Source organism: Streptomyces sp. NPDC023157 (genome assembly GCF_055560575.1).
Genome location: NZ_JBVHIL010000001.1, coordinates 483,206 through 495,975, shown reverse-complemented (window position 1 = coordinate 495,975; position 12,770 = coordinate 483,206). Strand labels below are relative to the sequence as shown.

13 protein-coding genes are annotated in these 12,770 nt (G+C 72.8%); 5 read left to right on the top strand and 8 right to left on the bottom strand.

Going from position 1 to position 12,770, the window contains the following annotated elements:
* Positions 1–3 precede the first annotated feature (3 nt).
* The 4 genes from ACZ3ZE_RS02275 to ACZ3ZE_RS02260 form a co-directional block, all read right to left on the bottom strand.
* Entirely contained in the window at positions 4–423 is a 420-nt protein-coding gene (locus ACZ3ZE_RS02275; RefSeq protein WP_361163799.1) for a CBS domain-containing protein, read from the bottom strand.
* Positions 424–582: 159 nt separating this feature from the next.
* On the bottom strand, positions 583–1,212 hold the full coding sequence (locus tag ACZ3ZE_RS02270; protein ID WP_361164720.1) for a DUF305 domain-containing protein: 630 nt from the start codon (positions 1,210–1,212) through the stop codon (positions 583–585).
* A 2-nt stretch (positions 1,213–1,214) separates the two neighbouring features.
* On the bottom strand, positions 1,215–1,892 hold the full coding sequence (locus tag ACZ3ZE_RS02265) for a DUF3105 domain-containing protein (RefSeq protein ID WP_361163801.1): 678 nt from the start codon (positions 1,890–1,892) through the stop codon (positions 1,215–1,217).
* Positions 1,893–1,973: 81 nt separating this feature from the next.
* A complete protein-coding gene (locus tag ACZ3ZE_RS02260) occupies positions 1,974–2,363 on the bottom strand; it encodes a hypothetical protein (protein WP_361163803.1) in 390 nt (129 codons plus the stop codon).
* A 237-nt stretch (positions 2,364–2,600) separates the two neighbouring features.
* On the opposite strand from ACZ3ZE_RS02260, the gene ACZ3ZE_RS02255 reads away from it, so the two are divergent.
* Together ACZ3ZE_RS02255 and ACZ3ZE_RS02250 are read left to right on the top strand one after the other, a co-directional pair.
* Positions 2,601–3,962: a glutamine synthetase family protein gene (locus ACZ3ZE_RS02255; protein WP_132915727.1), complete on the top strand. Its 1,362-nt coding sequence runs from the start codon at positions 2,601–2,603 to the stop codon at positions 3,960–3,962.
* 75 nt (positions 3,963–4,037) lie between these two features.
* Positions 4,038–4,538 carry a GNAT family N-acetyltransferase gene (locus ACZ3ZE_RS02250; protein WP_363292679.1) on the top strand — a complete coding sequence of 167 codons (501 nt, stop codon included), beginning with the start codon at positions 4,038–4,040 and terminating at the stop codon, positions 4,536–4,538.
* A 12-nt stretch (positions 4,539–4,550) separates the two neighbouring features.
* On the opposite strand, the gene ACZ3ZE_RS02245 is transcribed toward ACZ3ZE_RS02250, so the two are convergent.
* Positions 4,551–4,982, bottom strand: coding sequence for a VOC family protein (locus ACZ3ZE_RS02245; RefSeq protein ID WP_361163808.1), 432 nt, complete (start codon positions 4,980–4,982; stop codon positions 4,551–4,553).
* A 153-nt stretch (positions 4,983–5,135) separates the two neighbouring features.
* On the opposite strand from ACZ3ZE_RS02245, the gene ACZ3ZE_RS02240 reads away from it, so the two are divergent.
* Positions 5,136–8,123, top strand: a complete 2,988-nt coding sequence (locus tag ACZ3ZE_RS02240; RefSeq protein WP_361163810.1) for a bifunctional [glutamine synthetase] adenylyltransferase/[glutamine synthetase]-adenylyl-L-tyrosine phosphorylase — start codon at positions 5,136–5,138, stop codon at positions 8,121–8,123.
* On the opposite strand, the gene ACZ3ZE_RS02235 is transcribed toward ACZ3ZE_RS02240, so the two are convergent.
* The 3 genes from ACZ3ZE_RS02235 to ACZ3ZE_RS02225 form a co-directional block, all read right to left on the bottom strand.
* A complete protein-coding gene (locus ACZ3ZE_RS02235) occupies positions 8,074–8,532 on the bottom strand; it encodes a hypothetical protein (RefSeq protein WP_467257042.1) in 459 nt (152 codons plus the stop codon). The genes ACZ3ZE_RS02240 and ACZ3ZE_RS02235 overlap by 50 nt on opposite strands.
* A 99-nt stretch (positions 8,533–8,631) precedes the next feature.
* Positions 8,632–8,832 carry a hypothetical protein gene (locus ACZ3ZE_RS02230; RefSeq protein WP_363292676.1) on the bottom strand — a complete coding sequence of 67 codons (201 nt, stop codon included), beginning with the start codon at positions 8,830–8,832 and terminating at the stop codon, positions 8,632–8,634.
* Between the two features lie 17 nt (positions 8,833–8,849).
* A complete protein-coding gene (locus ACZ3ZE_RS02225) occupies positions 8,850–9,464 on the bottom strand; it encodes a TetR/AcrR family transcriptional regulator (protein ID WP_361163816.1) in 615 nt (204 codons plus the stop codon).
* A gap of 111 nt (positions 9,465–9,575) precedes the next feature.
* Between ACZ3ZE_RS02225 and ACZ3ZE_RS02220 the strand changes: the two genes are divergently transcribed.
* A complete protein-coding gene (locus tag ACZ3ZE_RS02220; protein ID WP_467257040.1) occupies positions 9,576–11,144 on the top strand; it encodes an APC family permease in 1,569 nt (522 codons plus the stop codon).
* A complete protein-coding gene (locus ACZ3ZE_RS02215) occupies positions 11,042–12,637 on the top strand; it encodes an amidohydrolase (protein ID WP_467257038.1) in 1,596 nt (531 codons plus the stop codon). The genes ACZ3ZE_RS02220 and ACZ3ZE_RS02215 overlap by 103 nt, the downstream gene beginning before the upstream one ends.
* Positions 12,638–12,770 lie beyond the last annotated feature (133 nt).

The window sequence follows — 12,770 nt, the reverse complement described above, 5'->3', positions numbered from 1 at the left end:
GCCTCAGGAAGCGGCGTACACGCTCGCGCAGAAGGCCTTCAGCTGCTCGTCCGACAGCTGCTGGGCCAGATCGGCCTCGCTGATCATGCCGACCAGCTTCTTGTTCTCGACGACCGGCAGCCGCCGGATCTGGTGGCTCCGCATCTCCTCCAGGACCGCGCCCACGTCGGCGCCCGCGTCGATCCAGCGCGGGGTGCCCTGGGCCATCTCACCGCAGGTGATCTTGGCGGGGTCGTGGCCCATGGCCACACAGCCCACGACGATGTCGCGGTCCGTGATGATGCCGCAGAGCCGTTCGTTCTGGTCGGCGATGGGCAGGGCGCCCACGTTCAGGTCGCGCATCAGCTGGGCGGCGCGGTCGAGGGTCTCGTGTGCGGGGATCCACTGGGCTCCCGCGTGCATGATGTCCTTCGCCGTGGTCATGGGGTGCGTACCTTTCGTCGAACGCCGGACGTCGGACGCCGGCGTGCGGACGGGGTCCCCGAGCACCCCCCATTCTCCGTTCACGACGCGGCCCCCGCGACCGCTGGGGTCACGGGGGCCGGCGCATCGGCGCGGGTCAGCCGGAGGTACGGCCGCCTCCTAGGCGCCGCGCTGCTTGAGCATGTCCGCCATCAGCTTGATCTCGGACTGCTGCCCGTCGACCATGCCCTGCGCGAGGTCGCGCTCGACGCCGGGCACGCACCGCTCCACACAGCCCTGGGCCATGTGGATGCCGCCCTTGTGGTGCTCGGTCATCAGCTTCAGGTACAGCACCTCGGCGGCCTTGCCGGAGGCCTTGCGCAGCTGGTCCAGCTCGGCGCGGGTGGCCATGCCCGGCATGAGCTCCCCGTCCTCGCCAGCCCCCTCGGCCGCGGACATGCCGCCCATGCCCATCCAGGTCATCGGCTCCACGCCGGACTGCACCTTGGGCAGCCCCCACATGTCGAGCCAGCCCAGCATCATGCCGCGCTGGTTGGCCTGGGTGTTGGCGATGTCGTACGCGAGGCGGCGCACCTCCTCGTCCTCGGTGCGGTCGCGGACGATGAAGGACATCTCGACGGCCTGCTGGTGGTGGACGGACATGTCGCGGGCGAAGCCCGCGTCCGCCGACTCCGCGGTGGGCGTCGCCGGGCCCTTGTCGCGGTCCGCGGAGGCGACGGTGACGGCGCCCCCGGCGAACAGCAGCGCCAGGACCACGGCGGTGACGGACGCCCACTGCGTCCGGTTCAGCTTCACTGGCCCATCCCGGCGCCGCCCTGGCCGTCCGCGCCGACGCCGCCGGTGCACGCGGCGCCCGGCTCGGGGGTCTGCGGGCCGTTGACGTACTTGGTGAAGAACGCGTCGACGCGCGGGTCGCCCGCGCCGTCCACGGTCACCTGCTTGCCCCAGGCGCTGAGCATGATGGCGCCGCTCTGGTCGTCGACCGGGCTCATCAGCGAGTACGGGGTCTTCTTGACCTTCGCGCTCAGCTTCTCGACGTCACCGGGGGCGGCCTTCTTGTTGTACGTCACCCAGACGGCGCCGTGCTCCAGGGAGTGCACCGCGTTGGTGTCGTTGACCGACTTGTCGTAGACGTCGCCGTTGCAGTTCTGCCAGACGGGGTTGTGGTCCCCGCCGACCGGCGGCTTCATGTCGTACTTCACCGGGGTGGTGACGTGGTTGCGGCCCAGCTTCTTGGCGTCCCAGTCCTTCTCGCCCTTGATGGGGGCCTTGGCGGCTGCCTCCGTCTGCTCCTGCTCCTTGTTCTCCTTGGTGATCACCCAGCCGCCGAAGCCGACGAGGCTGAGCACGACGACGGTGGAGAGACCGATCGTCAGCAGACGGTTGCGGCGCTCACGGGCCTGCTCGGCGCGGCGCAGCTCCTCTATCTTGGCGCGGCGGTCGGAGGTGGTGGAGCGGTTCGCGGCCATGGTGATGTCGTCCTTCTCGGAAGTTCGGAAGTAAGGGGAAATGCGAACGATGCGAACGAACTGTGGGGATGACCCGGCCGCTTACGTCCGCAGCACCTGAAGGACGTGGAGGTCCGGCGCGCGGGGCTGCGCGCCGGGGCGGGGCGCCAGGCCGGAGTGGTGCGGCGCGCCGAGGCGCGGCAGCCGCCCCTCCGTGTGCAGCGGCGGGTCCAGCGGCGGGGCGCTGAGCACCGCGGGGGAGAGGGACGGGAAGAGGGAGCAGCCGCCGGGGTCGTACGGGCAGACGTACTCCTCGACGAGGGACGTGTGATGCCGTACGGCCTGCTCGTGGGCGGCGAGGCCCCGGTCGGCGCCGGCCGGGTCGCCGACCCCCAGACAGAGGAAGAGCGCGCCGATGAGCGTCGCCACGGCACTCGCCAGTGCCAGGGGACGCGCGTGTCGCGGCGGGCCGATGAGCCGGGAGGCTCCCATGGGCGCCGATCGTAGTGGTTGAAAGGGGTCCTTGGGCCGAACGGGGGACCACTCGGTACCGGAAAGATGCCTGACCGGCGCCGCTTTCCGGCCGCTTTCCCGTTACCTCGGTCACAGCGGAGCAGGCACTATGGGTAGGCAACGTGCACGAAACCATGTGGTGGGATGCTCAGGTGCCCCCCGATGTGCCCGAGGCGGTGGGAGCAGGCGGCCTGACCAGCGAGGATGGGTGTGGAAATGGACAAGCAGCAGGAATTTGTGCTCCGTACGCTCGAGGAGCGCGACATCCGCTTCGTGCGTCTGTGGTTCACCGACGTGCTGGGCTTCCTGAAGTCGGTGGCCGTCGCACCCGCCGAGCTGGAGCAGGCCTTCGACGAGGGCATCGGCTTCGACGGCTCCGCGATCGAGGGCTTCGCCCGCGTGTACGAGTCCGACATGATCGCCAAGCCGGACCCGGGCACCTTCCAGATCCTGCCCTGGCGCGCGGAGGCCCCCGGCACGGCCCGGATGTTCTGCGACATCCTCATGCCCGACGGCTCGCCGTCCTTCGCGGACCCGCGCTACGTCCTGAAGCGGGCCCTCGCCAAGACCTCGGACCTCGGCTTCACCTTCTACACCCACCCCGAGATCGAGTTCTTCCTCCTGAAGGACAAGCCGCTCGACGGCACCCGGCCCACCCCGGCCGACAACTCCGGCTACTTCGACCACACCCCGCAGAACGTGGGCATGGACTTCCGCCGCCAGGCGATCACCATGCTCGAATCCATGGGCATCTCGGTCGAGTTCTCGCACCACGAGGGCGCGCCGGGCCAGCAGGAGATCGACCTGCGGTACGCGGACGCGCTCTCCACCGCCGACAACATCATGACCTTCCGCCTGGTCATGAAGCAGGTCGCCCTCGAACAGGGCGTCCAGGCCACCTTCATGCCGAAGCCGTTCTCGGACTACCCGGGCTCGGGCATGCACACCCACCTCTCGCTCTTCGAGGGCGACCGCAACGCCTTCTACGAGTCTGGCTCCGAGTACCAGCTCTCCAAGGTGGGCCGCTCCTTCATCGCCGGCCTGCTGAAGCACGCGGGCGAGATCTCGGCCGTCACCAACCAGTGGGTCAACTCGTACAAGCGCATCTGGGGCGGCTCGGGCCGCACCGCCGGCTCCGGCGGCGAGGCCCCCGCGTACATCTGCTGGGGCCACAACAACCGCTCCGCGCTGATCCGCGTCCCGATGTACAAGCCCGGCAAGATGGGCTCCTCCCGCGTCGAGGTCCGCTCCATCGACTCGGGCGCCAACCCCTACCTGACCTACGCGGTCCTCCTCGCCGCCGGCCTCAAGGGCATCGAGGAGGGCTACGAACTCCCGGCCGGCGCCGACGACGACGTCTGGGCCCTCAGCGACGCCGAACGCCGCGCGATGGGCATCGAGCCCCTCCCGCAGAACCTGGGCGAGGCCATCGCCCTGATGGAACGCAGCGAACTGGTCGCGGAGACCCTCGGCGAGCACGTCTTCGACTTCTTCCTCCGCAACAAGAAGCAGGAGTGGGAGGAGTACCGCTCCGAGGTCACCGCCTTCGAGCTGCGGAAGAACCTGCCGGTGCTGTAGGCGCTTCGGCGTCGTGCGGGGGTGGCCGGGCAATTGCGTTGCGTCCGGCCACCGGGCGGCCCGAGACTTCGGCGCGTGAGTGAAACGAAGATCATCGAAACGGAGCGGCTGGTCCTGCACCCGCTCTCCTTCGGCGACGCCCAGCGCATCGTCGACGTCCGGCCCGCGGCCGGGGAGCACTGGGCCGCGGAGTACCCGGGGGTCGGGGACGTCGCCAACGCGCGGGCCTTCCTCGCCGGGGTCGCCGAGCGGGGGGATCCCGGCGTCTACCGGCCGTACGCGATACGGGTGCGTGACGAGGACGACGTCGTCATCGGCGGCATCGGCTTTCACCGGCCGCCCGGCCCCGACGGTGTCGTCACCATCGGGTACGGGCTCGTGCCGGCCTTCCGGGGACAGGGCTTCGCCACCGAGGCGCTGCGGGCCCTGATCGGCCGCGCCCGCGAGGCCGGGGCCACGGCAGTGCGGGGCGACGCGAACCTCGACAACCTCGCCTCGCAGCGGGTGATGGAGCGGGCGGGGATGGCGTACGACGGCGAGGACGAGACCGTGCGGAACTATCGGGTCGTGCTCTAGGAGCCGGAAGGCTCAGCGCTCGGACAGCTCCGTCGGGGCCTCCTGGACCACCCAGCCGTTGCCGTCGGGGTCCGCGAAGGTCAGGAACGAGTTCCAGGTCCCGCCCTTGCCCTCCTCCCAGCCCGTCGCGCCCACGTGCATCACCGGCGACACGTCCACGCCCGCCTCGACGAGTTCGTTCCTGGCCCCCTCGATGTCGGTCACGCAGAGCTGGAGGCCGTGCAGGGTGCCGGGGGGCATCTCGCGGGTGCCGGGGAACGCCGGCATGCCCTGGATCAGGGTGAGCGAGCAGCGGGAGCCCGGCGGGGTGATCTGGACGATCCTGATGCCCGGCGCCACCTCCTGGTCCAGATCGACCTTGAAGCCGCACCGGTCGGCGTAGAACTCCTTGGCCCGGTCCAGGTCGGTGACGGGGACGGGGACGACTTCCAGGGTCCAGTTCACGTTCGGGCTCCTCCTTGGGTGGGGTGTGCGGTGCGGTTCCGGCCGTACCACCGTGTCCGAAGCGCGCCCGCCACGCACCTCGAAACGCCAAGGCGGCCGTTCGCCGGATAGGCTCGTCCGGGGGCTGGACCGACCGGTGGAGGGAGCGGCGGCATGACGGTGCCGGGACGCAGGAGCAGCACGTTCAGCAGGCTGCTGCGGCACGGGTTCACCGATCCGTCCGCCGCCGAACGCCTGCTCGACCTGGAGGAGCTGGCCGCCCTGCGCGGCGACCCGGTGCTCCTCGACGCCCTCGGCGGCACCGCCGACCCCGACCTCGCCCTGCGCGGCCTGGTCCGGCTCGTCGAGGCGCAGCCCGAGGCCGAGCGCCCGGCGCTCACCACCACCCTGCTCTCCGCCAAGCCCTTCCGGGACCGGCTGCTCGGCGTGCTCGGTGCCTCCGAGGCGCTCGCCGACCACCTGGCCCGCCACCCGCAGGACTGGCAGGCCCTCGTCACGTACGAGGCCGCCGACCTCAACCCGGGCGTCGCCGACTTCGAGCGCGGCCTCGCCGAGGCCTCCGACCCGGTCTCGCTGCGGGTCGCCTACCGGCGCTGTCTGCTGGCCATCGCCGCCCGCGACGTGTGCGGCACCACCCTCGTCGCCCAGACCGCCGCCGAGCTCGCCGACCTCGCCACCGCCACCCTGCGCGCCGCCCTCGCGCTGGCCGCCGTCGCCGCGCCCGAGGACGCCGCCCAGTGCCGGCTCGCCGTCATCGCCATGGGCAAGTGCGGCGGCCACGAGCTCAACTACGTCTCCGACGTCGACGTCATCTTCGTCGGCGAGCCGGCCGAGGGTGCCGACGAGGGCAAGGCGATCCAGGCCGCGACCCGGCTCGCCTCCCACCTCATGCGGATCTGCTCCGAGACCACCGTCGAGGGCACCATCTGGCCGGTCGACGCCAACCTCCGCCCCGAGGGCCGCAACGGCCCGCTCGTGCGCACCCTCTCCTCCCACCTCGCCTACTACCAGCGCTGGGCCAAGACCTGGGAGTTCCAGGCCCTGTTGAAGGCGCGCCCGGTGGCCGGCGATCCGGAGCTCGGCGCCGCCTACATCGACGCCGTCTCCCCGCTCGTCTGGCACGCCGCCGAGCGCGAGAACTTCGTCCCCGACGTGCAGAAGATGCGCCGCCGGGTCGTCGACAACATCCCCGTCGCCCAGGTCGAACGCGAGCTGAAGCTGGGCCCCGGCGGCCTGCGGGACGTCGAGTTCGCCGTCCAGCTCCTCCAGCTCGTGCACGGCCGCAGCGACGCCACCCTGCACAGCGGCAGCACCCTCGACGCGCTCGCCGCCCTCGCCGCCGGCGGCTACGTCGGCCGCGCCGACGCCGCCCAGCTCGACGACGCGTACCGCTTCCTGCGCGCCATGGAACACCGCATCCAGCTCTACCGGCTGCGCCGCACCCACCTCGTCCCCGAGGGCGAGGCCGACCTGCGCCGCCTCGGGCGCTCCCTGGGCCTGCGCACCGACCCGGTCGCCGAGCTCAACAAGGAGTGGAAGCGGCACGCGACCGTGGTGCGCCGCCTGCACGAGAAGCTGTTCTACCGCCCGCTCCTCGACGCCGTCGCCCAGCTCGCCCCCGGCGAGATCCGGCTCAGCCCCCAGGCGGCCGGCCAGCGCCTCGAAGCGCTCGGTTACGCCGACCCGTCCGCCGCCCTGCGCCATCTGGAGGCGCTGTCCTCCGGCGTCAGCCGCAAGGCCGCCATCCAGCGCACGCTGCTGCCGGTGCTGCTCGGCTGGTTCGCCGACTCCGCCGACCCGGACGCCGGCCTGCTCGGCTTCCGCAAGGTCTCCGACGCGCTCGGCAAGACCCCCTGGTACCTGCGGCTGCTGCGCGACGAGGGCGCCGCCGCCGAGAACCTGGCCCGGGTCCTGTCCGCCGGCCGGCTCGCCCCCGACCTGCTGCTGCGCGCCCCCGAGGCGGTCGCGATCCTCGGCGACCCGGAGGGCCTCAAGCCGCGCGGCCGGGAACACCTGGAGCAGGAGGTGCTCGCCGCCGTCGGCCGGGCGGACGGCGCCGAGCAGGCGGTGGCCGCGGCGCGCGGCGTGCGCCGCCGGGAACTCTTCCGCACCGCCGCCGCCGACCTCATCCGCTCGTACGGTACGGAGGACAGCCCCCGCGAGCCCGACCCCGGCGCCCTCGTGAACCGGGTCGGCAAGGCCGTCACCGACCTCAACGCGGCCACCCTCGCCGGCGCCCTCCGAGCCGCCGTGCGGGCCGAGTGGGGCGACGAACTGCCCACCCGGTTCGCCGTGATCGGCATGGGCCGCTTCGGCGGCCACGAACTCGGCTACGGCTCCGACGCGGACGTCCTGTTCGTGCACGAGCCGCGCGAGGGCGTCGACGAACAGGAGGCCGCCCGGGCCGCCAACCAGGTCGTCACCGAGATGCGTCGGCTCCTCCAGCTCCCCACGGCGGACCCGCCGTTGCTCATCGACGCCGATCTGCGCCCGGAGGGCAAGAGCGGCCCCATGGTCCGCACCCTCAAGTCCTACGAGGCCTACTACCGGCGCTGGTCGCTGGTCTGGGAGAGCCAGGCCCTGCTGCGCGCCGAGCCGATGGCCGGAGACGCCGAGCTGGGCGCGCGGTTCATCGAGCTCGCCGACCCGCTGCGGTACCCCATGGAGGGGCTCGGCGAGGACGCGGTGCGCGAGATCCGGCGGCTCAAGGCCCGGATGGAGACCGAGCGGCTGCCGCGCGGCGCCGACCCGACCCTCCACGCCAAGCTGGGCCGCGGCGGCCTGAGCGACGTCGAGTGGACGGTGCAGCTGCTCCAGATGCGGCACGGCTGGGCCGAGCCCGGTCTGCGCACCACCCGGACCCGGGAGGCGCTGGCAGCCGCCCACGCGGCGGAGCTGATCGGCACGGACGAGGCCCAGATCCTGGACGAGGCCTGGGTCCTGGCGACCCGGGTGCGCAACGCGGTGATGCTGGTCCGCGGCCGTCCCGGCGACACCTTCCCCTCCGAGCCGCGCGAACTGGCCGCGGTCGGGCGCTACCTGGGCTACGGCCCGGGCCATGTCGGCGAGATGGTCGACGACTACCGTCGGATCACGCGCCGGGCGCGGGCGGTGGTGGAGGAGCGCTTCTACGGCGCGTAGCGCGGCGCAGGGCGCTCGTCGGGATCAGCGAGGCGAGCGCGGTCACGGCCACCACGAGGAGCAGCGAGCGCAGCGGCAGCAGGGTGCCGGGGGCGTCGTCGATGTGGTCGAGGCCGTTCCACACGGCGCAGATCCAGGCGAAGGTCCCCGTCGTCACGGTCAGCCACAGCCGCCGCTCGCCGGAGATCCGCAGCCCGATCCAGAGCACCAGCGGCATCACGAGGGCCGTGTTGATCATCGCCGTGGTGAACGCCTGGTCCCCGGAGTACGCCGGCCCGCCGCCGCCCAGTGTCGCCGAGGCCTGTCCGGCGAAGCCCAGGTAGAGGGTGTCGGAGAGGATCAGATGCGAGGCGGCGACGCCGAGCGAGGAGACGGCCAGGGTCTTGAAGGGCCGTGAGGCGGTGGTCATGCGGGCGACTATACGTAGTGCGTATACACGGGGTGCATAGTGGGGTGGCCCTGCCCCTGCGGGGTCGTCGTGGCATGCCCCGCCGGACCCGGCGGAGTCCTACTCCCCGTCGCCGTCCACGCCCGCGCCGCCGTTGCGCTTCCGGCTCGACCGGCTGACCCCGCGCGCCAGTTCGCCCGCCGCCAGGGTGGCGCCGGCCACGCCGCGCGTCCAGCGCGGGCCGCCGCGGGCCGCCCAGACGACACAGCCGCAGCCCACGGCGGCGAGGACGACGAGGGCGGACAGGATGAGGATGGCCACGGTGCTGTTCTCCTTGGTCAGGGGGTGGCGGCGTCGAGCCGCCGTCGGCAGTGTTCCAGGTACCCCGCGAGCGCCAGTTCGAAGGCCGCGTCCGTGCGTCCCTCGGCGACCTCGGCCAGTGCGCGGGCCAGTTGGGGTGTGGCCGTCTCGTCGGTCAGTTCCCACATCGCCTCGGGGGCGGCCATGTCGAGGGCCGAGCCGAGCACCAGGTTTTCCAGGGCGATGATCACCGGCATCACGTCGCTGAGCGGGAAGCCCGCGCCCAGGAGGCGGACGACGGCCTTCTCGTACTGGAGGAGCACCCGGGGCGCGCGCACCGGCGAGGTGGTGAGGAGCGGGATGGCGCGCGGGTGGGCGGCGAAGGCGGCGCGGTAGGAGCGGGCCCAGGCCGCCATGGCCGCGTCCCAGGGCTCCCGGTCGAGCGCGCCGCCGTCGATCGCGTCGCAGACCCGTTCCCGCAGCAACTCGACTATGCCGTCCCGGCCGTCCACATGGTGGTACACCGAGGCCGTCTGTACGCCCAGTCGCCGGGCGATCTGCGGCACGCTGAAGTCGCCCTGCTCGTCGACGAGTTCGAGCGCCGTGGTGGTGATGCGCTCCCGGTCGAGGAGAGGTGTGCGCGGCCGGCCCATGAAGGTTTTCCCCCTGTTCAGGTCTTCCCGGATCGATGGACCCGAGGCTACATTGCGCCAACCGAAAGGCTTTAGGTTTCCTGCTCCTGCCGCAGAAGGGCCTCCCCACCCATGTCCTCCCGCACCGCCGACGAGCCACCACGACCCGAGCTGAGAACCGGCAGCCTCACCACCGCCGACATCTCCTTCTTCGTCGTCTCCGCCGCCGCCCCGCTCACCGTGATGGCCGGCGTCGCCCCCATAGCCCTCGTCCTCGGCGGCATCGGCACCCCCGTCGGCTACCTCCTGGCCGGCGTCACCCTGACCGTCTTCGCCATCGGCTTCACCACCATGAGCCGCCACGTCCGCAGCGGCGGCGCCTTCTACGCGTACATCGCCCAGGGGCTCGGCAAGCCCGTCGGCATCGCCGCCGCGCTCATCGCGATGGTCGGCTACAACGGCATGGAGATCGGCGTCTACGGACTCCTCGGCTCCGCCACCGCCGACACCGCCCAGGCCCTGTGGGGCGTCGACCTGCCCTGGCTGCCGATCGCCCTCGCCGGCCTGCTGCTCATCTGGTACGGCGGCTACCGCTCCATCGACTTCGGCGCCAAGGTCCTCGGCGTCCTCCTCGTCGCCGAGACCGGCATACTCCTGCTCCTCGCCGGCGGCGTCCTGCTCCGGGGCGGCGCGAGCGGACTCTCCCTCGCCTCCTTCGCCCCCGGCAACGTGCTCGTCCCCGGCACGGCGGCCGTCCTCGCCTTCGCGTTCTCGGCCTTCACCGGCTTCGAGTCCACCGTCATCTACCGCCGCGAGGCCCGCGACCCCGACCGCACCATCCCCCGCGCCACCTACATCGCGGTCGCCTTCCTCGGCCTGTTCTACGCGTTCGTCGTCTGGACCGTCATCCAGGCCTTCGGCGACGACCGGGTCGTCGCCGCCGCCACCGACGACCCCGGCGGCCTCTTCTTCGCCGCGATCACCACGTACGTCGGCCCCTGGGCCGCCGACCTGATGCACGTCTTCATCGTGACCAGCATCATCGCCTCGCTGCTCGCCTTCCACAACGCGATCAACCGCTACGGCCTCGCCCTCGCCGAGGAGGGCGTCCTGCCCGCCGCGCTCGGCCGGATCCACCCCCGCCACCGCTCCCCGTACGTCGCGGGCGCCGTCCAGACCGTGCTCGGCGCCGCCGTCGTCCTCGGCTTCGCCGCCGCGGGCGCCGACCCGTACGCCCAGCTGCTGCTCTGGGTGAACACCCCCGGCATGCTCGGACTCATGGCGCTGATGCTGCTCGCCGCCCTCGCCGTCGTCCGCTACTTCCGCCGCGTCCCGCACCACGAGGGCGCCCTGCGCACCCTCGTCGCCCCCGGCACCGCCGCCGTCCTGCTGGCCGTCGCGATCTGGCTGGTCGCCTCCAAGGTCCAGCTCTTCACCGGCGCCTCGGACACCGTCGACACCGTCCTCGTCGCCGTCGTCCCCGCCGTCTTCCTCCTCGGCCTCCTCCTCGCGTACCGGCTCCGCCGCACCCGCCCCGAGGTCTACGCCCACTTCGCCGAAGAACCGCCCACCGAGCCCCTGGAACCCGGAGACCCCTCGTGTCCGCAGCGCACGCCGCACCCGACCTCGTCCTCGTCAACGCCCGCCTCCGCACCCCCGGCCCCTCCCGCCACACCGCTGTCGCCGTCCGCGAAGGACTGATCACCGCCCTCGGCGACGACACCGACGCCCGCGCCTGGCGCGGCCCCCGCACCGAGCTCGTCGACCTCGGCGGCGCCACCCTCACCCCCGGCCTCACCGACGCCCACAGCCACCCGGTCTGGGGCCTGGAGATGTCCGCGGGCACCGACCTCTCCGCCGTCACCGACCTCGAAGGGCTGCGGGCCGCGCTCAGGACCGCCGCACGCCGCTCCGGCTGGGTGATCGGCCACGGCCTCGACCACAACGTCTTCGGCGGGCGCCCCATCCACCGCGAGCTGATCGAGGAGGCCCTCGACGACGCCCCCGCCTTCCTGCGCCTCTACGACGGGCACTCCGCCCTCGCCAGCGGCGCCGCCCTCCGGGCCGCCGGCATCGACGGGCCGCGCGCCTTCACCCAGCGCTCCGAGATCGTCTGCGACGCCGGGGGCCGCCCCACCGGGCACCTCAACGAGCACGCCGCCATGGACCTGATGACCCCGGTCCTCCCCGCCCAGGACCCCGCCGAGCGCCGCGACCGGCTCGTCGGACTGCTCACCGCGATGGCCGCCACCGGACTCACCGGCGCCCACGTCATGGACCTCGGCGGCCACGACGTCCCCGGCCTGCTCGCCGCCGTCGAGGCCGCCGGCGACCTGCCGCTGCGGCTGCGCCTCGCCCCCTGGTGCATGCCCGGCGCCACCACCGAGGAGCTGGACGAACTGGTCCGGCTCCAGGACCGGGCGGGGCGGCTGTGGCGGATCGGCGGCGTCAAGTTCTTCATGGACGGCACCGTGGAGGGCGGCACGGCCTGGCTGGAGCACGCCGACTGCCACGGCCAGGGCACCGACGCCTTCTGGCCCGACCCGGCCGCGTACTCCGCCGCCGTACGGCACCTGCACCGGGCCGGCGTCGGCACCGCCACCCACGCCATCGGCGACGCGGCCGTACGGCACGTCCTGGACACCGTGGAGAGCCTCGGCGCGGGGACCGGCCCCCGGCACCGCGTCGAGCACATCGAGACCGTCCCCGACGCCCAGCTCGCCCGCTTCCCGGCCCTCGGCGTCGTCGCCTCCATGCAGCCGCCGCACACCGCGTACACCCGCGCCGACCGCACCGACGAGTGGTCCAAGCGGCTCGGCGAGGAGCGGGCCGACCGGGCCTGGCGGTGCCGCGACCTCAGGGACGCCGGGGCGCACCTCGCGCTCGGCTCGGACTGGCCCATCGCCCACTACGACGCCCGCCAGGTCCTCGCCACCGCCCAGGCCCCCAGGGGCGCTGCCTCGGCCCGGCACGGCCTGACCGGGGAGATGGCCCTGGAGGGGATGACCACGCACGCGGCCCTCGCGGCGGGGGAGGAGCGTCTGGCGGGCCGGATCGCACCGGGCTTCCGCGCGGACCTCACCGCCTTCACCCTCGACCCGACGAAGGCCCCGGCCGACGAGACGGCCGAGGCCCCGATCCGGCTCACGGTGGCCGGCGGGCGGATCACTTACCGGGCCGGGGCAGTGACGTAGGAACGAGTGCTAGTCTCCGCGGACCGGCAGTACGCGAAGTCCGGAACAGTGAGATGGCCAACTCCCGGCTGGACCAGACTCACAACAGAGGGTGTGGTGCGCCCGCTTCGCGGAAATCCGAGTCCGACCGTGT